Below are 21,178 nucleotides of genomic sequence, written 5' to 3'. Positions count from 1 at the left end.
TTTGTAAATTTGTGAAATGTTTACAGAAGAACATCAGAAAAGATTTTTAGTTTTGGCGATCGCTTCATAAAATGGGCGATAAAGAGCTTGAACTATCTGTCTATCTCGCTGTGTAATCTGAAGATCATCCTCCTCAAAATAAGGTTGTAGCAAATCTCGGATGCCAATAAGGATACTTGTTGAAGGGGTATCCTCTTGTTCATTCATCTGTGCAACATTAAGTCCAAACTTGGCATCGCACCAAAAGAGTTCTGCATTACTACTGCCGCGAATAAGCCGACCTACTACCTGCCAAAGTGAAACAGCAATATCCCAATGCATAGCAGGTAAGTTTTTCTCATCAAGAGTTCTTAGCCTTACTGGTAGGTGTAGCAACCGCAACCATTGACGATAAGCTGTGTCTCGAAAATTATTACCTAAGTCTTCCAGATTTTTTTCCTCAAATGTTTTGTAATTTTCAATTGCCCAACGATTTATGGAGTGAATTGCATAGCTGAGGTCATCAGGACTTGGGTGTGGTAAAACCAAGAAGTAAGCTGCTCCAATTACTGCCATTCCTTTCTCATCAACAATATTGTGACCACGCTCTATCGCTTTTAGCGGGGCTATTAGAATTACCTTGTCAGGTTTATTGGCAAACTCAGATACTCGTCCTCTTTGCAATGTGTTATGGTTTTCATTCTCTGAATCATCATCTAGCCATTCAGATTTATTATCATCTCTTGTTAAAGCTATAACTCGATTTCCCCACCCTAGACGAACTAAATGTTCGTGGACTATTTTTACTTGTTCATAGCTATTAACTACTAACAATATTTTTCGTCCTTTAAGGTCTATTAGTTTCTGAGCTAAATATTCTTCCTCTACTAACTTCGTGACAATTTTCTCCAAGTTCTTCTGTTTTTTATCCCCTGTTCCTGATACAAAGATTGGTCGATTTTGCTCATCGTATAACGGTAAAAATTCAGAGGAGATTGAAAATCCCTTATTAGTATTTGGTGACAGGACTCCGGTTACTGGTACATCAACGTGGTATGCCGGAGATTTACCAGCCCAACTTGTTCCTGACATCAGCAATATATGGGGACTTGCTATGTTGTCACTGGCGAACAAATCATTGAAATGTAGAAGTGACCAACGACCAACACCCGTACAACGAAAAAACCGCAGACTTCCTAACTGTTCTTTATAAGATTTGTGATACTGAAATGCCAACTGATTTCCCATTGGCATTGCGGGAATTATTGCGTTGTAGTCTGCGGGTGGTGCTTGAAACCACATTGAATCTTCTGCTTCTAGTTTGAGGGTATCTTGTACTTGCCTCCAGTGACGCATCATAAAGTAAAGTTTGTTTTGTAAAACGCAGACTAATAATGCAAACTCTAATTTAACGGCAATTTCTTGAATCTTCTGTGGTTCTAAAGGAATAGTGGCTTGTTTCTTGACCCACTCAATAAGGGAATTTTTCTTATCAATGGCTTTATGAGTGAGGGTAAAAAGTAAATCCTTGTCATTGTCTAGATTATTTATATAAGGTTCAAATATATCCTTCATTAAATTATCGGCATTTTCTGTTCCGGCTAAATCAATAGCAACTTCTCGCAATAGCAACCAATCTGTAAAATATTTTTTACTATTTTGCCATTGAGATAATTCAGGATAGTCTCCTCCTAACATCCAATAAATTTGGTCTGTGACTCGTTTAGCTTGTTGAGAAGCATCCCACCAATCGCTGACGATTTTTTTGCTAAGTGGTTGAGAATTTTGACGTACCAATTCAGCTTCAACCTTTTGCAAAACTTCATCTAACCAAGCATCTCTTGTTGGTCGGCGTAATGTTTGCTCTGGGCTAAATGCCTTATCTAAATAAGCTTGATATTGGTCTACTTCATCCACAATTACTAAGTCACTACGCCTCCAGACCAACTCAGCATAAAGTAAGCTTTCTTGATTTATCTGCTTTGGCAACCTACTATAAATTAGACTCCCCGGTGTAGCAATCCAGATGGAACCTTTTACTAAATCTCGTTCCTTTTTATGGTAAGAGCATACGCTGTAAGCAGGACAAGCCATTTTCGCTTTTGGTGACTCTGACTGTTTCTCATCTGCCTCATGATTTTCTATATCCGTTGATTCTGATTTTTTAATAAGTTGTAGAGAGAGACAAGGTTGTTTTCCTATTTCAAACGGTTTTGACATTTCAGGGTTAACCAAACCGCTCAACAAGCAAGTATTACTTATCCATTGAAAAGCAGGATGTTCTTGATTGAATGGTTCTTCAGGATGGTTATTATAAACAGCTTGATGTAATCGATTAATATGACTCTTTCTATTTGAATTTCCTAAAATTGGGGCAACATCGGTTATTCCTACATCAGCAAAAGTCTTAGCCAATTCAAAAATTTGAAGGATATCTCCTACGATTAACGTGATGTGTAATCCTTTTATTGCTGCCCAAACTGCCAGAACTTTCATTAAGTTGGATTTGCCTGATGATACCATCCCTACTAGATGCATTATCTTGTTGATGGTTAGAGATTCAACTTGGACTAAACAATCATTATCATTAAAAACCTGTAATTTGACATTCTTTATCCATCTTTTCCACTGGGATTTTAGCCCCCGCTTACTACATTGTCTATCCATCCATGCTGCGGTATCTTCTAGCTCTCTCCAAGTTATACAAAGTGGCTCTCGTAGGGATTTACCACTTAAATTGTGTCCGTTTGGCGGAGACTTTACAAGAGCAGAAGGGATTGCAATTGTTTCTATGATTCCATTTACTTCACACTTATATGTTTGGTCAGCTTCTGCCCATTTTATTTCGCGTCTTTTATATAATGGGATAGGATTTTTTAATGTTTTTGCATATACGTCAAATCTAAAATTGGCAATTGTTATATTGCTATTAATTTTAAACTCTTTTAGAGATTCAGATACTTCATAGCCTCGCTGGTCTGTGGGCAAATTACGATAATTATTCAGTGCTTCTGACCATACATAAGGTCTTCTATACTCTGTTAATAGATAACGCCCAGAGGCATACATTTTATGTTGCAATTGACTCCAGCTTTTGGATTCTGGAATAGAGAAAGGATAACCAGTCAGCAATACCCATAGACTACTTGCGGGAGCATTAGGAACTAAAGAACTTAATAAATACAGTCCTAACTCTACATCACATAAATTATCGACTAATCCTTCTTTGATTAGTCGAGTCCGCCATTCTTTTGTATTTCTCATAGTTGACAATTTCTTAATTTTTTCTCAACTGCTTTCATAAAAGTCCCTTCAAACATTGCCTGAGACTTTTTTAATTTAACTGGACAGTGATTTATAAACTCTTGAATATACTCGTCTCCATACTCTTTAATTTCATCAGCGAATACAAAAAATGCTTCGTGGTATGGCTGATGGGTAAGTCTAGGTATAGGCTCGTTAACCTTTTTAGCTAAGTTATATGCAGATTCCCAAAACTTTACGTCAACTGCCCAGACTGTTTTATCAGGAAAGACAATATGCAGGTCGTATTTATCAAAATCTGGATAGAGAGTTACTTCTAATCCTAACTCCTTCATACGTTTTTCTATTCTTAGTTCTGCACACCCTGGTCGATGAATAAAATATCGCAGCCCTTTTTTCAGCCATAAAACTTGGTCATCTTTATCACATTCAAAAGGAACTGGAGCTTTTTTTTGTTTAGCACAGTGTTTGTTCTCACAGTTTAATTGATTGTCCACAGTCCGATGCATTAACCCGCTACAGTGACCACAGCAATAAAACTTTCCCTGTTTTTTGTAAGAAGCTGGAGCTTCTTCATAACTATCTTCTAAGACCTTTTGTAATGGCTTGAGTTGCAGAACTGCTTTTACATCTCGCTCTCCTTTTGTGATCACAGGGTTACTAACAAGTAAGCGGCGAAACTCTATATATAAGTTTGGGTCTTGTGCAGATTTTCTAAAAACTTCTTCCATCACCTCTTTTTGAATTCGCTCGGCTTCGCTAATATATGAACCATCTAATTCAATACAAAAACCACTAGGCTTTTGGTCTTCAACAAATTGAACATCCTTCCACTCTTCTGGACAGTCAATTTCAATAGTCCAATCTTTTATAGGATGTTCCGCCCAGTTACTCAGGAAATCTGGAACCCCTTGAGGTTGGGTTTTACTTTGCATCACACAATTAGCTTGTAATTTTTCTACTCCCAGTTGCAGAACTGCTGGGTAAGGGAAAAGTTTGAGCTTTTGCATTTGTTGTGCATACTGAACTATTCCTTTAGCTATCTGACGCAGGGTTGGTTCATCTGTTGTCTTGACATTTTTTGAGCTTGTCTTTGGCTTTGTATCAGGTTTATCGCCAGGCACGTAGGAGTTAATGTCAAATCGTCTCTGCCCGGATGGGGTTCGGATTGCCTTAATTTTGCCCGCAGCTTCCCATCGTCTCAAGGAGTCAACGCTCACTCCCAGCCGTCGTGCTGCCTCTTTTGGGCTTACATACTCTGAAATTGGTTTTTCCTCAATTCTTGTTTTTCAATATAGCATTATCTAGTTTTACCTATGCAAACCTATGCAAAATTTTTTTAGATTGGGCATCCATACTTTGGGATTTAGGTAATCTATGACCAACTAATTGTCAAATCACAATCTAAGCGACCGAAAAGCCTATTGTTTCGTCAGCGATGACACACCCTTAACCAAGACTTATACTTCAGCCCGACAGCACAAACGCTACAACCCTTGTTCTTTCGTTGGCTGATTAAACTTGCTTATGTTTGCAGCGCGATGACCACTTACAGGTATAATCCACGCAAATAGGATCTGCTCATATTGCGGCTGTCTCAACTGTCTATACTCGCTTCTATACCCCTGCTTAATCAATCGTTGCTATCAAAACGGATATCATTTTTTCTCGACTTGATACGGAAATCACCTTACATCTTCGCCCTCGTCACGGGACTGGCCAATCTGCTGAAACTGTACCCCGCTATAGGGCAGGATGGAAAGCAGCTTGCAGGTAACTCTATTTGGGTGGCCGCCGAGATACCTACTCTGTGCGATCATCTTGTCCTGTGTGGGTTTGAGAATTTACTACCTGGGGTTTTTTGTACAAACGCTCGAAAAGGAGGCTACCCCATGTTAGTAAAGTTTTCAAAAAATTAGAGAAGTAAACAAGCTTACTCTTGTAAATGAGTGCTTAATAGTAAAGTATAGTTAGATACCTATGCTTGAAAATATATATGAGCGAATGGCGCGAAAAGCTTACTAATTTGATAAAGTCTTTACCTAATAAACAAAAATTATTTATAGGTGTTTTTATTGCTGCTGGAGTTATCACTATTCTCTATCAATTTAACTGGAGTGGTTTTGGTGAAGACTCAAATAAATCAGTGGCTATCAGAGAGGTAATAAATCCCAAAAATGGAACAATTATTAAGCTTACAGAGACAACAGAGAATTTTCAATCGGGTAAAACTTTTTGGGATTGGTTAGGTTTAGCTAGTACATTAGCAATTCCAATTGTGCTATTCCAATTTGAGCGTAGGGAACAGAGGCGTGCAGATAAACGCGCCCAAGAAGAAAAAGAAAGTGCTGAAAAACAAGCTGAAGTGGAAAAAGCAATAGCAGATAAAAATTTACGAGAAGAAGCTTTAGAGTCTTATATTGATCGTATGTCACAACTGTTGCTTGATAAAAATTTTAAGACTTTAGACATTAAAAACCCTTTGCGAGATGCAGCATTAGATGTAGCACGAGCTAGAACATTATCTGTGCTACGGAGGCTAGACAAAGATAGCGAAAGAAAAGGTAACGTTATCGAATTTTTAATTGATGCAGAACTTATAAGTGAGTTAAATCTAAGCGGTGCCAAGCTTGAAAGTGCCAACCTCGAAAGTGTCAACCTCATTAATGCCAAACTCGAAAGTGCCGACCTGACTAGTGCCAACCTCATTAATGCCAAACTCGAAAGTGCCGACCTGACTAGTGCCAACCTCAAAGATGCTGAACTATTTTGTGCCAAACTCAAAAGTGCCGACCTGACTAGTGCCAACCTCGCTAGTACTAACCTTAGAATTGCCAACCTCGAAAGTGCGAACCTTAATGGTGCTTATCTTAATGGTGCTTATCTTAATGGTGCTTATCTTAATGGTGCCTATTTTATTGATGCTGACCTAACTGGTGCTGACCTAACTGGTGCTGACCTAACTGGTGCTGACCTAACTGGTGCCACAAACATAACTATTGATCAAATTAAATCTGCTATGAACTGGGAGAAGGCAAAATACGACAAAGATTTTTGTACCCAGTTGGATTTACCACCAGAGTAGAGGATGCAGATTCATGACAAGTGACTACTGTATTTTTGCTAGTTTAGCCCCTATTACCAGTTGACACAAATCAAATAGATATATTTATTCACCCCAAAGCTTGGTAAACTGGCTAGTTTCTATAAATTTTAAAAAATCTTGTGTTTTTTCATCATTTTTATCTGGAAAAATCGTGAGTAACTCTACATATTCTCGTCCTTTACGCCTTATTTCTCCTTCCTTAGTCTTGATATAATGCGGATACATTCGATGCCAAATTCGACCGATTTGACCCATCTTACCCGTGAGGCTTGAGCTTTTAATTGATTTGTTTTCTTTGTAATTACAGTGAAACCATTTCACTGCTAAACTATCGTCTTCATCTTCTGCAATGCGCCCCCATACTTGAACTTTTTGAGGATGGAATGATTCGCGCCATGAACTAACTTTATTACTTGGGTTTTTACCTTTTAATTTGAGCCAGTTGTTGACAGTATTGTAAGCAAAATCCAAAATATTAGTGATATGATTGAGGCGATTTACCGGAAAGTAGTATTTATTTGATTGCTTAGTAAATTCCCAATGACAACCTATCGGATGTTTCTCATATTCTGGGAAGAATAAGCTATGGTCAATTCTTCGCCACGATTTACCAAAACCACCCAGCAGCATAGAAAATCTTAAAATTAGTAATGCTAAGTTCTTTAATTCTTTCTTGTATTCCTCTAAGAAGTTACCCATGCAAACAATATTCAGAATTCCTGAATTTAATTCATAGATAGGCACAGCTACCTTACCATATCGGTACGCTTTCATCTCTAAATCAACAGCATGAAAAGCAATTCCTAACTGTCCGACAACAGCACCTTTTAGACCAGCGAATCCTCCCCAAAGTTCTCTAGTTAATTCCTCTGCTGTATTTTCATCAGTGACACCGCTAAATAAACGTAACGTATGATTTCGTAAAGCGGCTTTAAACATATTCGGACGAAATTCGCCTGTTCTATCAATTAATTTTGATGCTAATCCTTGTCCACACAAATTAACAGTGACTAATTTTGTGTGTGAGTGGTTCATAGGTTGACCATAACCAGCACTAACTCTCGAACCAATACCCCTTTCTATGGCTTTATCCCAGATACTCCAAATAGTCTCCCATTCAATTGTTTCTAATGTTTCGGTGCTGGAAATCCCAAATACTAAGGTTGGTTGATAAAGGGATATCTGAATAAATGCTGAGTGTCCACTGTTATTTTTAACTTGCCAATCTTGTTGAGGATGAACAACATCAATTAACTTTTGTTCACCCCAAGTTGCATCTTTGGGATAACCACCGTGAAAACGGAGAAATCCAGGTTGGGTATCGCTGCTATGAAGTTTCCCACCGCAATATCTTTGCGCTTGTTCTGGAGTACAAGCGCGTAAAAAAGCACCTTTCATGCTTGCACCAGGGTAAAATGGAAATCCTTTTGCAGCGATGACTGGTCGAATCATATCTTCATTTTGTCCACTGTTAGAAACAAAACGCCAGGTGATTTTATATTCTTTTGTTCTGATATTGTTACTAAACTGAGGAACGTCTGTTGCAGCACCTTCTACCCATTCATCAACCCATCTTTCAAATTTTTCTGGGTTTTGAATATATTGAATTTGTCCGCGTCCTCTAACTGGCGCTTGAAACATTAAGGGAACTTCATTAGCGTTATTATTCGTCATCACTATCTCCGGGAAGTTTGTATCGCTGACTCCACCACACTAAGCTGTCACAAAATTGTGCGAGAACAGCTAAACATATTCTTTGGTCTTCTAGAGGAATACTCCACAGTTTTTCTGCGGTTTCTTGAATATTTTTAGTATCGCTGCTTTCAATTTCTTCACAGGGAATTAATATCCCTATTGGTCGCATAATGTTTGTAAAACTTTTCCAAGTATCGTGCCAGTATTGACCTGGATTTTGATACTCATAGTTTCTTTTATCTATTAGTCGCAGGTGTTCTCCCCAAAATCGTTCTAATCCAAAAGCAACGGTTGCCCGCATTTTGTGCGATTGTCCAATTACGCCTTTTAAATCACGATATTTTAAGACTAAACGCTGTGCTTCTTGGTCTAAATTATAGGGTTGCCAAGTCATTTTTAGCTCCACTCCAAAGTAATTAAGCAATGACCAAAACCAATAGATTCTAATCCACCTAGATACATTTCTAATTCGTTTTTCCGATATTCACCAAATGGGAACCCTTTATAACGATTATCTTCAGTAGTCTTGATAGCTATAGGAAAAATTAGTAGTGTTCCTTCAGGTAATGCTTCGGTGTTAAAGAAACCACCACCTACTACTACTTTTTCATCCTCTTTTAAGCGAATGCGGCTTTGGCGATATAATGCCATATCGTGAATCATAGAAATATCTGCATCGTCTACGACAACTGCGGGTAATTCTTCTCCGGATGGAAAACAATCGCTAATATTTTCAATTTGATTAATTGTCAAAAAACCCAAGTTAAAAAATAAGGTTTTTCTACCTTTTGATTCACGCGCTCTTAAGGTTGTTGAACCTGTATATGGGTAAGGAATATCAAATTTTCTACCAGTAATACGCTTGTAGCGTCTGAGTAAATAGGGACAGCTCACCCAAACGATTGGTTGACCAGGACAAAATACAGGAAGCCAAACAATCGAAGCATATTCAAATTTAATAATCGATTCTTTATTAATATTCGACTTTTCAGAAGTAAGGCTTTCACCATACCAATAATTAGCCTCAGCTTCTCCAAAATATTGACGCATATTTACACGGAAGGAACCGCGAATTGAACTACCAGGAACAATACCAGTCTGTGTAAATTGGTCACGGAAGATAAAATTTAAGTTCCCACTTTCTTCGTCTGCACTTGCTCCCACATGCAGGGGTGCTAAAGTTTTAATTATGCCGTAGCCTTTCAAATACATTTATATGTAGCTCCTGTTTTAAAGTGGTAAATTTTAATTAGAAACGAGTCAGCTAAAAATTATTTCTCCTTTATTTACCATCTCCCAAAGGAAGCGCTAGACCGCATCCCCAACGTTTGAAGTTATAAGCCTCTGTGGGAAACCATAGCTCTGACCATTTATACCAAGGTTGTTTCAGTGGTTTTTTGAGAACGTACACGCTACCTGGAGGAACGGCGTAGCGTCCGCGAGATAGGCGTTTAGTTTTGCCGCTACCACCAAGCCGATACCGAAAAGGTTTGGGGCGTTCCGTGAGGATAGCTTCGTTGTCCCAAGCAGGTTCCCAGTTGTTATTCTTGTAAGTCATTGGTTCGGGGTAAGATAAGCGAGTGGAACCCCAAACGGCAGGGGTAATTAGGGCAAACTGCCTCCCAACAGGTTGATCAAACAACTTTTGAGTTGAATACGCAATTTCTGCACAATACACATCTACCATGTGCCCTTCGCCACCGAAGCGATACCAGCCATCATTTAAAGGTGTGTTGCTAAGATATATTAGACAGGTATCAGGATGCATTTGTACGGCGTTTTCCAAAAACAAATTGCCTTGATTGCTGTCAGTTTCAACCTTGCGCTGTTCCAATCCCAAGTGAGGATGTAAGTGCGGTAGGTATTTCCAAGGATTTTGATGCACTTGTTGCGGTTTATGCCAAGAGTTAATTGCAATCCAGCGTTCGCTTTTATCAAACTTGCCTCTTGGCGAGTCGCCCGTTTCCGTTTGCCATTCCTGCGCGTTGGAGTCCCAATGCAATAGGTGTTTGATTTTCCCCTTTTGCACCAAATAGTTAAACGGCAATGGTACGTAAAAATTTTGTGGTTCGTTATTATATGCCCAAAACGGGCCAGCAATTTGGAGTGAGGCGATTAATTCAGTTTCTATTGTAGCAGCATATAACCCTGACACCGTTGCCGTACTGGGAGGAAAGCTATTACCTGAACGCCCAACTAAATTTTCTGCTTCGAGGAAACGCCCCGCACTGCCATACAGAAATCCCAAGGGTTCGATAATGATTAGGAACTTAAACATACGTAACTGAGTTAAAATAAAAATCACAATTAACAGCGAACTATTGAACGTCAACTATCAGCTAAATGAAACCCGACTTTCGCCAAATTGATAATCCATTCGTTGAGACTTTGATGTAGGTCTTTACAGTCTTCCTGACGATTTACTAAAATTCCTGTTTTAGCCCGAACATCCCACAGGTGTTTCTCCAACGTGGCTCGATTGACGCTACCAAAGTAAACCTCAAACAGTGCCAAAGCTACTTCTGATTGATTACCATCGAAAGCATGGCGGGACTCCAGCATCGCGACATCATCATATATATGTGTCCACTTTTGCCCATAGTTCCTGTCACGATAACTTTCCAATACATCCTGCAAAAACCACCAAGGACAAACCCATTCGAGCCAGTTACCGCTGTTGAACAATATTCGCAATGCTATGCGATCGCGCCCCTTATCCTTTGCTGACTTCTCTGCTTCTCGACAATGTTGCAGGACATCGCTCTGTGGCACTCTCGGTGCCGCCCACACAAAACCGATGCTGGCTGTAATATCCTCTGCATATTCGTGTTTACGCCAAACTCTGGGGAAACCGTAGAACCAACGCAGACATTTTTGGGCTGTTAATTTCCCTAGCGAATTGCGATAAAATACTCCCAAAAAATCGTCACTGCCTGCATAAATAATTTGACCAAGACCGTTTGCTACAGAAGGTTTCAAGCAATTTTTACCCCAGTTCAGCATCCTTTCACTGAATTGGTTGAGAATATCTTCTTCATTTTCATGATTTGAGACTGTTGTTAAGAATGTAACGATTTTGTCGCAATTGCCTTGAAACCACCCTGTCCAGCATTTATCAGCCAAGCGGTTTAAGTCGCGGAAATTTTCGGGAATTTGTACACTTGGGAGTTCATCAGGTTTAAGGTTGAGTTGCTTGGCAATAGCATCAAAAGTAATTAGCCGCTTAATTAATTCAGGTATGCTCAACTGTTCGCTTTCATCTACAAATACGTTCTCTACTAGCGTTAATTGACTCAACTGTTTGTAAAACAAGCGAATCTCTTCTGCTTCGACGCTGAGATTGGGTTGAGTGGGGTTGCGATGACTTCCCATGCCAAAGTAGGCAATAGCATCTACACCAGAAAGCATAGAACTTTCACCTTGCCAATTGATGCCAATCCAATTACGCTGAAGCTTGATGTTATGGAGCTTGCACCAGACATCACGGATACTTTCACCCTGTACCCAAAAAAACTCCCAAGCATGATTTGTCCATAATTCCCATTCCTTACGCCACTGGGGTTTTCCTTTAAGGTGTTTTTCCATCCACTGTTGACAGGTACGAGTGATAATTTTCCAGGCTTTTTTGAATACAGCGATTGCATCCTTTTCCTGAAATGCTCCCCGTATAATTATTTGGTTAGGAATACCTTCGACAACATTAATTATCGCTGGGGAGACAACATGAAAACCTTGCTTTTTAGCAGCTTCGCATACTGCACGAGCTAGGTAGGAAAGGATAAATGAACTGCCGTACAAGTCGCGCAGTTTCCAAGACTTTTCAATAAATTCCTGTGTGGGTGCAAAAGTGATGGCTGTGTAGATGGTAGTAGACATCAATTCAGATACATGCTATTTGTTTAAAGTTGAATAATTTACACCTTAGTTACAGCATAAGAGGTTGTATTTGAGGTGTGCCAAAGTCAATACTATACTTCTCGTATTTTGCGCTTGTCTAATCTGCATTACATAGTGCTAGTATTCTCGATTTATATAGTAGAGGATGCAGATTTGATTAAAAGTGCTACAAATGACATAGATAATAATAAGTATTATCTATGTCATTTGTATCAAATATTCAGATAGCCTTCGTATTGATTCCGAATTGTTACTACTAACACTACGTGGGCTTCATCATTAATTTCGTAGATGATTCGGTAATGTCCTTCGTGAATTCTATACAGGTCTTGGTTATTAAAAGAAAAATTTTTCACTCCTACAGGTCGCGGATTTTCTTTCAAGGAGTCTATGACATCCGCAACAGCCTTCTGAACATCTTGTGCAAGTTTTCCAAAATCTCTCGCAGCACAAGGTTTTAGGTCAGTATTGTATTCCATTTTGCTTTATAGTTAATTTTTATGCTTATTCAACGTTTGAAATACTCAGGGTTTCCCCTCGTGTTAGCCTGTATCGATTAGCAGTATCTTTATCACGGTTGAAACTCCGCAGTGAGTGTATAGATTATTTAAACGTATAGCACAAGCAAATTTATTTTGCAAATGCTGAAAATTAGACAAAAGAACAATTAAAGCCCAAATTTTAGTTTCACTTCTTCCCAAGGAACTATTCCAGGCTCTTTCATCGCTTCCTGAACTGCTTTTAAATCAAAACCATCTTCCAACTCTTCCAATTCTTGTAGTATACCTAGTTCTTCGATAGGAACTATAGCCGCTACAGTTTTTCCTTCTCTTTGAAGAATAATACGTTCCCCTTTTAGAACAACCTTGTCTATAGCTATCTGAAGATTTTTGTAATCAATGTCTGTATATCGGTGAGTCATAAATTCAAAATTATCGTTATTGGCTTGAGTTTTAGGTATTTTAGCCAGTCAAGGGCGAGTCGAGTATTGTTGGTCGCTCAACAACTTTTACAATAGCTCATAATGATTAACTCTAGCAGTTATAGATTCTTTATTGGTTAGCTAGCTGATAGTTTTAGTAAAACGCTATAATAGTGATATTTAAATCCCGGTGACTGGGTAAAGTCGCTTTGTTGGAAAGAAAGCGAAATTGGTATGTTTATTACACGTTTGAAATAATCGCGGCAGTCCCTACCCTCAATGTACGCATAGGGTAGGGGTTGGAGCGGGTTATTGCATCGGAGCGGAAATAACCAATCTTTATATTTTATAAGCATCATAAAATTATGCAAAAGCAGACACATAAATTATGTAACTTTTATTACTTGCTCTGCTGCGCTTCTGGGTGATACAGTCTATTTATGGTTGCAGAACGCCCTTATGTTTGCAGGTATGCTCCTCAGTAAGCACATTAATTTACGCATCAAAATCAATTGGCTTACCGTTGAAATGGTTGTAAATATCCTCTGGATTAAACCAGCTTGGCAGTGTACGCTCTGCATCCTTCAACTCCTCCCCATTATCATCAAGCAAACCACGAACAATCTTGACTCTAGACAGTGGGGTTTTACCGTTAGCTGAGAATTTTTGAATGAGGATTGTACCTGCCTCCCTCATTGCTTGTGTCCCTTCGGGATAGCTAGAATTAGTGTCATTATGGGTAATACCAGTAACATTTACTTTTGCTTTTCTGGTGTCTGTCAAATGCAGTTTATAAAACTTTTCTGCGGGTTCACCAATCAATGATTTCAGGTTGGTATATTCATCAATAAGAACTTGTTCCGGCGTTATTTGAGCAGGTTGATTTAAGTCATTTTTACCCTTAATTCTTAATAGCCAATGCTCACAGAGAGTATCAAGCGCAGTACCTATCTCTAACTCGGACTCTGCAATATTTTGAGTATCAAGATATCGCCATGCTTTAGAGTTGTCCCCAGTTGCGTGACGGTCAATTAAGTAGTAAATAGGAATCCCTAAGCAATGCTTTCTAACAAGAGCTATAGCCGCGCTCGTGTAAGTTTTACCTGACCCCTGGCGACCGATTAACCACAGTGGGGTTAAGTTGTCGATAATCTTCCACAACCAACCATCCTCATGAGCCTTGAGCGCTTCTATGAGTTCAGTTGCTCGTTGCTGATCAACTGACTGCTGATTGTCGCTGTCTGCGATCGCTCCCTTGGTTTTACCCTCAATCTTGCCGCGTTCTTGTTCAGCCTTGGCTTGATCTCTCAGGTTCTCAGCAATGGTTTTATCCATCACAGAATGATTAACAGCACGGGCTTTCATAAAGTCCTCTAGCTGGATACGTGCCTTAGCGCGTTCGTTTTCCTCATCTGTCAAGCCCAGCGCAAAACGTTCTTCTGTGTCCAGTCCTGACAGCCCATCTTTCAAGCGTTCAGTGTAAAGCTGGGTTGAATGCTGCTTAACTTCACGTTTGTGCAAATTGTGCTGCCAAGTTGCATAGTCGCCTGTCTTTTCAAGCTCTCCCAATTCATAATCAGTGCGCTTGAGCCGTTGCGAACGCACAAGCAAGCAACCCACAATACCCCATAGCCCCACAACTGCAACCCCATATCCAAGCAACTGATTAGGGTTATCTGTAGGCAAATCACGCACCCATTGAATGGCATCACCTTTGTAGGGAATGATACTGCCATACAGCCCGTAGCGTCGCCATTCTTCAGTCAGGACAAAACGCGGCTGGTTACAAAAACGTTTATCTAGTTTTACTTGACTTTCTACACCATTAATTGACGTGGGGCAGAACTGAATCTGTGTCAAATCGTAGGGCTGACGTGTTTGCGATGTTGCCAGCCCGATGATTGCAGCTACACCACACACACCAGCCAGCGTTAACTCGAAAACACCTTGTTTCATTCTCGTCCCCTAAAAATAATTGCAATGGAACCAATGAATAAAGCCAACGCGACTGCAATACTTAACCAAGGGTCTGATTGTGGATTTTGTTTTTCAATAGTTTGGATGTCTTGGCTAATCTGGCTGACTGTTTCTTTAGTCAAATTCTCAAAATATTGATAGTCTTTAACTGCTAACAAAGTAGTGACACCTGCAAACAACAAACCCCCAGCAGTTTTCAACAGATTTTGCATATTATCTACCTCTAGTCCGTCACTGTTGTAATTAACTCTCAAGCCCGTTAGCCCAGCCAGAGAGCCAACACTGCATATAGAAAACGAGAGCGTAATTGCCAGCCACAAGTTAACGCCACCGCCAGTTATTAAGAGATACTTAGCTATAAATAATCCTGTAGAATTTAGCGACCAAGTAACAAAGAATCGTGTCAATTTATCAGTTGTATTAATAACATCTTTACGGTGCTGTTTACGCGATTCCAGATGTTCTATTAAATCTTTTGGTAGGGGCGTATCGGGGGAGATTTCACTGACTAATTCTTCTTGATTCTCCTCAATATCGTATGTCATGTTAACACTAAGATATTTACTTGCCCGACAGTCAATTTAGGTGGTAGCTATCGGGATTGAACTGTCAAAAACCTAGTAGGGCATCCTTGATTTTTTGGACAATTGAACGTAGAGCATATTGCTTTTTCGGCTTAAAATCATCACGAGCGTTATCACCCATTTCTAAGTAATACTTGCCCAGTTCTTTATCATGTTGCAGGTCAATTGTTTGTTGTCTAATATCTGTCTGTAATTCGGTCTGTAACATCTTATATTCACCATCAACTTGCATCATGTGTTTATCGACCCATGCTTTCAGCTTGATGTGGTCTGTCGCTTGTTGATGACGTAGCGTTTCTTTATCCTGGGACGAAGCGAAATCAAGCTTCATCTCTTCTAGGATGTTCGCTAAATGAGTGTCAGCTAAAATTGCTGACTGCACTGCTCTTTCAATTTTTTCGCCGCTTACACCAGCCTGTTTATAAATATCACCCAGGACTAGATTTAAGTCCTCAGTGCCTTTGATAGCAGCTAACATTTGCTCTCTTACTTGTGGGGCGAATTCGCTAATCTTTGCCCCGTCATTACCCATTTGTCCTATCAGCTTCAATGCTGATTTATCACCTGTTAAGGCTCTGACTACTAAGTTAGTAGATGCGTTGAACTTATTTTTTAACTGGCGTTCCAAGTGGCGAGATTTGGAAGTTACCTGATTTTTGAGCTTCATTGAATTTTTTACAGCCATACTCTTTTTCTGGGGTAAATATTTTGTGGCAGTGATATTCCATTCGTTTTACGTATTGCTCAATAGCTGACTTTCGTTTGAGATATTGCTGATAGTTATCATGCTCTTTAATTGGCAGATATACCCAGTAATGTAACGGCAAAATCACAGCAGCAAGCGCACTTAAACTAACAGCAATTCTGGAGAAGTAATTCATCCTTGAACAGCGAATTACTAAGCATTCAAGCAGTGTTAAGTCGTCACTATTGAACCGCGTTGAGTCTGGTGAGTATCCCGGAAAGTTGGCTTTTAGTTTGATTACGGCTATTCTCCAAAGCCGCACTAATGCCCGTTAGTCCACGAGATAGTTTGTCTCTGCTTTGTTCATGGCGATTAACTACCCGTTCTTGTACTCTGGTCAACGTCTGGTCAATCTTTGCGTCAACTTGATTGGCTGAAAAGTCAGCATAAGCGAGTAGTGCTGTTTCTACCTGTTCGAGAATTTCGTCAAAGGTGTTGGCTGAGATGTCAACGCTATCGGCTATGTCATTAATTTGTTGCTCTGAAAGGATTACACCCATTTGTGAGGCTTTATTCGTGATCATCTCGCCTACATCTTGAGGGGACACCGTGAGCGTACCTATTTCAATTTCAGTCTCGGCCTGTTCAAACTCTACTGGTGTGAGAAATTTTTCTTCAACTCTTTCATCAGTTACAGATAATTGACTTGTCGCTTTGGCTTTGAGATAGTCAACGGCTTGGCTCAATTGTTCTTTGGTGGGATTGTTCAGGTCATCGCATTCAACAGCGAGGGCGGCTTGAGTGTAATCGTCTTTAATAAATCCTTGATAGCCTTGCTTGTACAAGCGAGCGCGGACGTTATTAGTAAATTTGTCAGACATGGTGATTGCTCTTTATTTAGCTAGTGTTAAAACTTTTGGTTCAGCAGATTTAACTGGTTGCGAACGCTTGTTAATTGCCCATTTAGCTGCAACAAACGCGACAAGTGCTAAATCTTTGCTGTGATAGCTGCCATGAAGGCTGTAAGACAGACCAGCTTGACTAAACCAGTAGTAACGAGTGCTGCGGGGTACGTCGTCAAGATTGATTTTTAGATATTTGGACAGGGCTGATAATGCTTCAATACCGCTGTAGCCACCTTCTGAGTCATAAAAATATTTGAATGCTTGCCAACGCTCCTCAAATCCCTCTCTGGTTGGACTTAGCGCACTGTAACGCCGTTTAAGTCCCGCAAATGTCTCAACTATGGTTTCTGCATTCTCCGATTCAACCCTCAAGCTAAAACGCTGCTTGAGAAAAGACACCACCCGATACCAAGTCTCGTCTGAAATTGTCTTATCTAGCGCTCGCTCATAAATCTGTCTGAGCTTGCGATACTTAGCTAAATACTTCTTTGTTGCCACATTACCTCTGTAATCTTGTCTAAGTGTGTATAAAACCAACTGACTGTCCAGAGATTCTCAGGTATTTGACTAGCCCCCAAGACTGATTCAGAGTTATGGATATGCCCCTGTTATTAGAGGCTGTCAATAACCTTAGAAAATAACTTTTTAGAAGCTTTTGACGGTGTTGCACTCAATGGCTAGAACCGCGTAATAACAAAGCACTTACCGATTGCAGACTTACTGAATTATCGATTTTACCCCCGCGTATACACCCCTTTTAGGGCTAGTTGACGCGCTCGCTTCTTGCTTTTGTCCGCTCCGCGCGGTAGCAGATATCACCTTTAAAACAAACTCTGTTGAATTGCTGTAGCTGTCTGTGTTGCTAGATGCTGGTTGTACAAGCTTGGTACTTCATAAACCCTGCGTAATACCTTGTCTCGATTGAGTTGCAAATCGGCGGTTTTTCTTTGTTTTGGCAGAGGACGGAACATATATTGTGTGTGCTTAATACTGCCGTTGCTGTATAGATATCGATACAAAATGCCGTCAATGCTGTAGGTTTTAGACTGGGTAAGCAAAGTAACGCATCCAACAAGTTGCAAATCAGTCATCTTATTTTCTCCCCCCAGTCACAGTAATCTTGTTCATTAAGTAGTTCATCCAAAGCTTGAATTGCGTCGCCAAGTGTTACATCTGGAGAGTATTGCAGTTGTTTGAATTCTGAGGAATTTTGAATTTCTCTAAGCCAGCGAGAGCAAGTTTTTAACCTTCGTAATTGATTTTGATTGAATATTGCTCTCTCAGAAGGCAGTTCGTTGATTGCTTCTAAGTTGCGTAAATTGATATTCATCGTTTAAGCCTTTTTAGTCTGTGTCTGTACGGGTTCGCTCGTGGCGTTGTTTGACATAATTTGCAAGAGCAAATAGTTAACCACTTCGCCAGCATCATCAACACCCAATTCTTTAGCCTTTGCATTAATAAATGGCTGCAATGGCTGTCTAATACTGACTCGCATTGATAAATAACTCCTGATGAATGCAGGCATCAAGTTTAGTGAGCGGAATGACTACCGCTCTATGTAGTTATTAAGGTTTTGAAAATATTTACCGTGCAAGACTTTTGGATACTTGCGGTCATTAAGCCGTTGTGGGTGAAACCTTTGTCAGCCCTTGACTGTTTTGACTGCCCTTGTCTTTTTAGCCTTACAATGGCTATATTAATACAAGACAGCTTTTAATGTCAAATTGCTTTTAATCAAATAACGCTGTGTATAACAACATTCCTTGTAAGATGCTTTAATAGGAGTCTGTTATTACCAGACGAGTTTCTATGCCAGTTCGCAACACAGTAAGGAGGTTTATTGACGAAAAGCTCAAAATTACGCGCTATGAGTTCAGCGAGCGCACAGGCTTAAGCAAAACGACTGTCTACAGCTTATATGAAAATCCTGAGCAAATACCTAATAGATTAGCGCTTAACAAAATCTGTGACTTCTATAAAATCCAGCCCGGTGAATTGTTGGAATGGAGCGAAGATTAAGCGATCGCGTAAAACCAATTTTGTATTTAGGAAAAGTGCAATGCAAAAATCTTTCAAAATAAATCCTAGTCCCAATTCCAAAGAGAAGCGGCGATATAGAACCGACAGCCCTGGAAAAGGCGTAGAAAATTTAGCACCGCTCCTTAAAACGGATATCCCCACTAGCAGAAACTAGAGGGGACGCGTACCAGCGGAGGCTGGATTTTTATTGATTTAAACACGCCGGGTAACTCCAAGTGCAATAAGAGGCTGGACACTTCTTGGTACTGGGTACACCGCGCTCGCTATAATCATAATAACTTAGCGGCACGAGTTTGCAAGATGAGGAGTTACCCGAAATCTAGAAGATTTCGAGGTAATACAAATGAATCCTATACAGGGAACTACAACACTAACCGCAGCAAGCCCGATTACAGCTTATCGACTTACTCACGGCTATGAACCTGCATATACTAAGCTCTATTGGAGCGTAGCAAACGTAGTAGGTGTTAACCAAGCTTTATTGATTCAAGTCATTGAAAGCTGGTGTTTAAGCAATGCCAAACTCAACAAGCATGGCTACTTTCATCATGGGGAATGGTGGACTAGTGCTACTTACAAAGAGTGGGAAAACGCATATCCAGCACTAGGGTCACAACGTAGTATTCAACGTTTGTTACTGGGGCTAGAGGAATCAGGCTACGTAATTTCTTGTCAATTTAAAAAAAATAAGGGCAATGCGGCTAAGTTTTACCGTGTTGACCCCGTAAAAGTTGGCGCATTGCTGTTGCAAGACTTATCTGTAGTACAAAAAATCAATAATGTAAATAACACATCGGCTGAATCAGTATCCATGATGCCAAAAATGGATGATGTAAATAATACATCGGCTGAATCAGTATCCATGATGCCAAAAATGGATGATGTAAATAATACATCGGCTGAATCAGTATCCATGATGCCAAAAATGGATGATGTAAATAATACAAAACCACCGATAGTGCCAAAAGTGGATGGCATAGTGCCAAAAGTGGATGGCATAGTGCCAAAAATGGATGCTACTCAGCTTGAAACTCCTTCACAGCAAAGCTTTCAGCCCTCTAATAAGATCAAGGAAATAATATTAACTCAATCGATCACTGGAGGGACAGAGAAAAAAGAGGAAAAAGAAAGCAAAGCCACTGGACAAAACAAAGTAGTTCAAGATCATCGCCACGCTGTTAATAAAGAGAAAGTCTCTACAACTAACGACCAATCCATTCATGAAAACCATTTTTCCGGCGCGGCGCGTGAGAACGATTCTCAAAGCTTAGTTTTTAGCTCAGATCCAGTTAAAGAGGTTGATTTCCTGCTTTACTATCAAACCTATCAGCGAGCGCAAGGCAAAGACATTAACAGCGTTGCTTCATACGTGACCACAGTACTTTCTAAACAAGATGAAGGTAGTACTGAAGTACTTTGTATGTTCGAGCAATGGAAGGCGGCTTGCCGGACATTACAGCAGAAAATTAACAACTTCGCTGATGACCCCACAGAGAAAGAAAAACAGCGCAAGAAGTATGATTTTCTCAACTGGGAGGCGTGGAAGCATGATCACTACTACAATATGCTCCTAAGTGAAGGGCTGTCTAAGTTTTGCAAGCATATTGTATCTGCCAAATGGTATGAATGGGCGAGTGCCAGATACCCTGAAAGATTTGTCGATATTCCCGATTGATGGAACGACAATCACACCACTGCTTGTACTTCCTAAGTGCATAAATGTATAACTTTAGCCTTAATGGGAATCAAAGCTGAATATGTACGCTAGTGACGACAACGTAATTCCTTTTGGCACTACAGCCTCTAAGCTGCCACCACAAAGCATTGAATCTGAAGAAGCGATACTTGGGGGTATCTTACTTGACCCCGTAGCTATAGAACGTGTCCGCGACATTTTGAAACCGTATCACTTCTATATCAGCGCTCATGGTCGAATCTATAATGCTGTCCTGAAACTCAATGCACTTGAATTGCCGACAGATTTGCTGATGGTAACTAACTATCTAACTGATAATGGCTTATTAGAAATTATCGGTGGGCGAAACAAACTAGCATCGCTGGTTGATAAGACTGTATCAGCAGTTAACATTGATGCGCTTGCATCTGTAGTTGTGGATAAATGGA

General features: G+C 40.0%; 21 protein-coding genes. 4 read left to right on the top strand and 17 right to left on the bottom strand.

Translation table 11 applies throughout. The annotated features are described in order from the left end of the window. Positions 1-33: 33 nt before the first annotated feature. Together IQ244_RS24925 and IQ244_RS33265 are read right to left on the bottom strand one after the other, a co-directional pair. Positions 34-3,243 carry a hypothetical protein gene (locus IQ244_RS24925; RefSeq protein ID WP_193898969.1) on the bottom strand — a complete coding sequence of 1,070 codons (3,210 nt, stop codon included), beginning with the start codon at positions 3,241-3,243 and terminating at the stop codon, positions 34-36. After that, positions 3,240-4,508, bottom strand: a complete 1,269-nt coding sequence (locus tag IQ244_RS33265) for a MerR family DNA-binding transcriptional regulator (protein WP_193899000.1) — start codon at positions 4,506-4,508, stop codon at positions 3,240-3,242. Before IQ244_RS33265 ends, IQ244_RS24925 begins: the two co-directional genes overlap by 4 nt. Positions 4,509-5,239: 731 nt before the next feature. Between IQ244_RS33265 and IQ244_RS24915 the strand changes: the two genes are divergently transcribed. Next, the gene (locus IQ244_RS24915) at positions 5,240-6,328 is read left to right on the top strand and encodes a pentapeptide repeat-containing protein (RefSeq protein WP_193898967.1); all 1,089 of its coding nucleotides are present in this window, start codon (positions 5,240-5,242) and stop codon (positions 6,326-6,328) included. A gap of 84 nt (positions 6,329-6,412) precedes the next feature. On the opposite strand, the gene IQ244_RS24910 is transcribed toward IQ244_RS24915, so the two are convergent. From IQ244_RS24910 to IQ244_RS24835, 15 genes are all read right to left on the bottom strand, one after another. Then, entirely contained in the window at positions 6,413-8,023 is a 1,611-nt protein-coding gene (locus IQ244_RS24910) for a hypothetical protein (protein WP_193898966.1), read from the bottom strand. Continuing rightward, on the bottom strand, positions 8,013-8,438 hold the full coding sequence (locus IQ244_RS24905; RefSeq protein WP_193898964.1) for a hypothetical protein: 426 nt from the start codon (positions 8,436-8,438) through the stop codon (positions 8,013-8,015). Before IQ244_RS24905 ends, IQ244_RS24910 begins: the two co-directional genes overlap by 11 nt. Positions 8,439-8,440: 2 nt before the next feature. Next, positions 8,441-9,256 (bottom strand): RAMP superfamily CRISPR-associated protein, encoded by an 816-nt coding sequence (locus IQ244_RS24900; protein ID WP_193898962.1) that lies wholly within the window; start codon positions 9,254-9,256, stop codon positions 8,441-8,443. Between the two features lie 70 nt (positions 9,257-9,326). Then, on the bottom strand, positions 9,327-10,322 hold the full coding sequence (locus IQ244_RS24895; RefSeq protein ID WP_193898960.1) for a type III-B CRISPR module-associated Cmr3 family protein: 996 nt from the start codon (positions 10,320-10,322) through the stop codon (positions 9,327-9,329). 50 nt (positions 10,323-10,372) lie between these two features. Further along, positions 10,373-11,920 (bottom strand): Cas10/Cmr2 second palm domain-containing protein, encoded by a 1,548-nt coding sequence (locus IQ244_RS24890; RefSeq protein WP_193898958.1) that lies wholly within the window; start codon positions 11,918-11,920, stop codon positions 10,373-10,375. 233 nt (positions 11,921-12,153) lie between these two features. Beyond that, the gene (locus IQ244_RS24885) at positions 12,154-12,420 is read right to left on the bottom strand and encodes a type II toxin-antitoxin system RelE family toxin (RefSeq protein ID WP_193898956.1); all 267 of its coding nucleotides are present in this window, start codon (positions 12,418-12,420) and stop codon (positions 12,154-12,156) included. A gap of 188 nt (positions 12,421-12,608) precedes the next feature. Further along, positions 12,609-12,863, bottom strand: a complete 255-nt coding sequence (locus IQ244_RS24880; RefSeq protein WP_193898954.1) for a hypothetical protein — start codon at positions 12,861-12,863, stop codon at positions 12,609-12,611. A gap of 495 nt (positions 12,864-13,358) precedes the next feature. After that, the gene (locus tag IQ244_RS24875) at positions 13,359-14,819 is read right to left on the bottom strand and encodes a hypothetical protein (protein WP_193898952.1); all 1,461 of its coding nucleotides are present in this window, start codon (positions 14,817-14,819) and stop codon (positions 13,359-13,361) included. Then, positions 14,816-15,385, bottom strand: a complete 570-nt coding sequence (locus tag IQ244_RS24870; protein ID WP_193898950.1) for a hypothetical protein — start codon at positions 15,383-15,385, stop codon at positions 14,816-14,818. The genes IQ244_RS24875 and IQ244_RS24870 overlap by 4 nt, the downstream gene beginning before the upstream one ends. A gap of 64 nt (positions 15,386-15,449) precedes the next feature. Next, positions 15,450-16,109, bottom strand: coding sequence for a hypothetical protein (locus IQ244_RS24865; RefSeq protein ID WP_228059127.1), 660 nt, complete (start codon positions 16,107-16,109; stop codon positions 15,450-15,452). A gap of 242 nt (positions 16,110-16,351) precedes the next feature. Further along, a complete protein-coding gene (locus IQ244_RS24855; protein ID WP_193898944.1) occupies positions 16,352-16,990 on the bottom strand; it encodes a hypothetical protein in 639 nt (212 codons plus the stop codon). A gap of 12 nt (positions 16,991-17,002) precedes the next feature. Further along, positions 17,003-17,512: a hypothetical protein gene (locus IQ244_RS24850; RefSeq protein ID WP_193898942.1), complete on the bottom strand. Its 510-nt coding sequence runs from the start codon at positions 17,510-17,512 to the stop codon at positions 17,003-17,005. 323 nt (positions 17,513-17,835) lie between these two features. Then, positions 17,836-18,105, bottom strand: coding sequence for a hypothetical protein (locus IQ244_RS24845; protein ID WP_193898940.1), 270 nt, complete (start codon positions 18,103-18,105; stop codon positions 17,836-17,838). Next, positions 18,102-18,344, bottom strand: a complete 243-nt coding sequence (locus IQ244_RS24840; protein WP_228059126.1) for a hypothetical protein — start codon at positions 18,342-18,344, stop codon at positions 18,102-18,104. The genes IQ244_RS24845 and IQ244_RS24840 overlap by 4 nt, the downstream gene beginning before the upstream one ends. A 3-nt stretch (positions 18,345-18,347) precedes the next feature. After that, positions 18,348-18,509, bottom strand: coding sequence for a hypothetical protein (locus IQ244_RS24835; protein ID WP_193898938.1), 162 nt, complete (start codon positions 18,507-18,509; stop codon positions 18,348-18,350). 314 nt (positions 18,510-18,823) lie between these two features. Here IQ244_RS24835 and IQ244_RS24830 point away from each other — a divergent pair, with 314 nt between their 5' ends. From IQ244_RS24830 to IQ244_RS24820, 3 genes are all read left to right on the top strand, one after another. Continuing rightward, positions 18,824-19,033 (top strand): helix-turn-helix domain-containing protein, encoded by a 210-nt coding sequence (locus IQ244_RS24830; RefSeq protein ID WP_193898936.1) that lies wholly within the window; start codon positions 18,824-18,826, stop codon positions 19,031-19,033. Positions 19,034-19,397: 364 nt separating this feature from the next. Next, positions 19,398-20,729: a hypothetical protein gene (locus tag IQ244_RS24825; RefSeq protein WP_193898933.1), complete on the top strand. Its 1,332-nt coding sequence runs from the start codon at positions 19,398-19,400 to the stop codon at positions 20,727-20,729. An 82-nt stretch (positions 20,730-20,811) separates the two neighbouring features. Further along, positions 20,812-21,178: DnaB-like helicase N-terminal domain-containing protein (locus IQ244_RS24820; protein WP_322746100.1), on the top strand; the 367-nt coding region annotated here is incomplete at its 3' end.

Source organism: Nostoc sp. LEGE 06077 (genome assembly GCF_015207705.1).
GTDB lineage: Bacteria > Cyanobacteriota > Cyanobacteriia > Cyanobacteriales > Nostocaceae > Nostoc_B.
The sequence above is the reverse complement of the archived record's forward strand: the minus strand, read 5'-3'. Positions and strand labels throughout refer to the sequence as shown.

What these genes read in the sequence shown, in the direction of transcription:
- IQ244_RS24925 (WP_193898969.1), bottom strand. Translation starts at nt 3,243, where the DNA reads ATGAGAAATACAAAAGAATGGCGGACTCGACTAATCAAAGAAGGATTA.
- IQ244_RS24915 (WP_193898967.1), top strand. Translation starts at nt 5,240, where the DNA reads ATGAGCGAATGGCGCGAAAAGCTTACTAATTTGATAAAGTCTTTACCT.
- IQ244_RS24910 (WP_193898966.1), bottom strand. Translation starts at nt 8,023, where the DNA reads ATGACGAATAATAACGCTAATGAAGTTCCCTTAATGTTTCAAGCGCCA.
- IQ244_RS24905 (WP_193898964.1), bottom strand. Translation starts at nt 8,438, where the DNA reads ATGACTTGGCAACCCTATAATTTAGACCAAGAAGCACAGCGTTTAGTC.
- IQ244_RS24900 (WP_193898962.1), bottom strand. Translation starts at nt 9,256, where the DNA reads ATGTATTTGAAAGGCTACGGCATAATTAAAACTTTAGCACCCCTGCAT.
- IQ244_RS24895 (WP_193898960.1), bottom strand. Translation starts at nt 10,322, where the DNA reads ATGTTTAAGTTCCTAATCATTATCGAACCCTTGGGATTTCTGTATGGC.
- IQ244_RS24890 (WP_193898958.1), bottom strand. Translation starts at nt 11,920, where the DNA reads ATGTCTACTACCATCTACACAGCCATCACTTTTGCACCCACACAGGAA.
- IQ244_RS24885 (WP_193898956.1), bottom strand. Translation starts at nt 12,420, where the DNA reads ATGGAATACAATACTGACCTAAAACCTTGTGCTGCGAGAGATTTTGGA.
- IQ244_RS24880 (WP_193898954.1), bottom strand. Translation starts at nt 12,863, where the DNA reads ATGACTCACCGATATACAGACATTGATTACAAAAATCTTCAGATAGCT.
- IQ244_RS24875 (WP_193898952.1), bottom strand. Translation starts at nt 14,819, where the DNA reads ATGAAACAAGGTGTTTTCGAGTTAACGCTGGCTGGTGTGTGTGGTGTA.
- IQ244_RS24870 (WP_193898950.1), bottom strand. Translation starts at nt 15,385, where the DNA reads ATGACATACGATATTGAGGAGAATCAAGAAGAATTAGTCAGTGAAATC.
- IQ244_RS24865 (WP_228059127.1), bottom strand. Translation starts at nt 16,109, where the DNA reads ATGGCTGTAAAAAATTCAATGAAGCTCAAAAATCAGGTAACTTCCAAA.
- IQ244_RS24855 (WP_193898944.1), bottom strand. Translation starts at nt 16,990, where the DNA reads ATGTCTGACAAATTTACTAATAACGTCCGCGCTCGCTTGTACAAGCAA.
- IQ244_RS24845 (WP_193898940.1), bottom strand. Translation starts at nt 18,105, where the DNA reads ATGACTGATTTGCAACTTGTTGGATGCGTTACTTTGCTTACCCAGTCT.
- IQ244_RS24840 (WP_228059126.1), bottom strand. Translation starts at nt 18,344, where the DNA reads ATGAATATCAATTTACGCAACTTAGAAGCAATCAACGAACTGCCTTCT.
- IQ244_RS24835 (WP_193898938.1), bottom strand. Translation starts at nt 18,509, where the DNA reads ATGCGAGTCAGTATTAGACAGCCATTGCAGCCATTTATTAATGCAAAG.
- IQ244_RS24830 (WP_193898936.1), top strand. Translation starts at nt 18,824, where the DNA reads ATGCCAGTTCGCAACACAGTAAGGAGGTTTATTGACGAAAAGCTCAAA.
- IQ244_RS24825 (WP_193898933.1), top strand. Translation starts at nt 19,398, where the DNA reads ATGAATCCTATACAGGGAACTACAACACTAACCGCAGCAAGCCCGATT.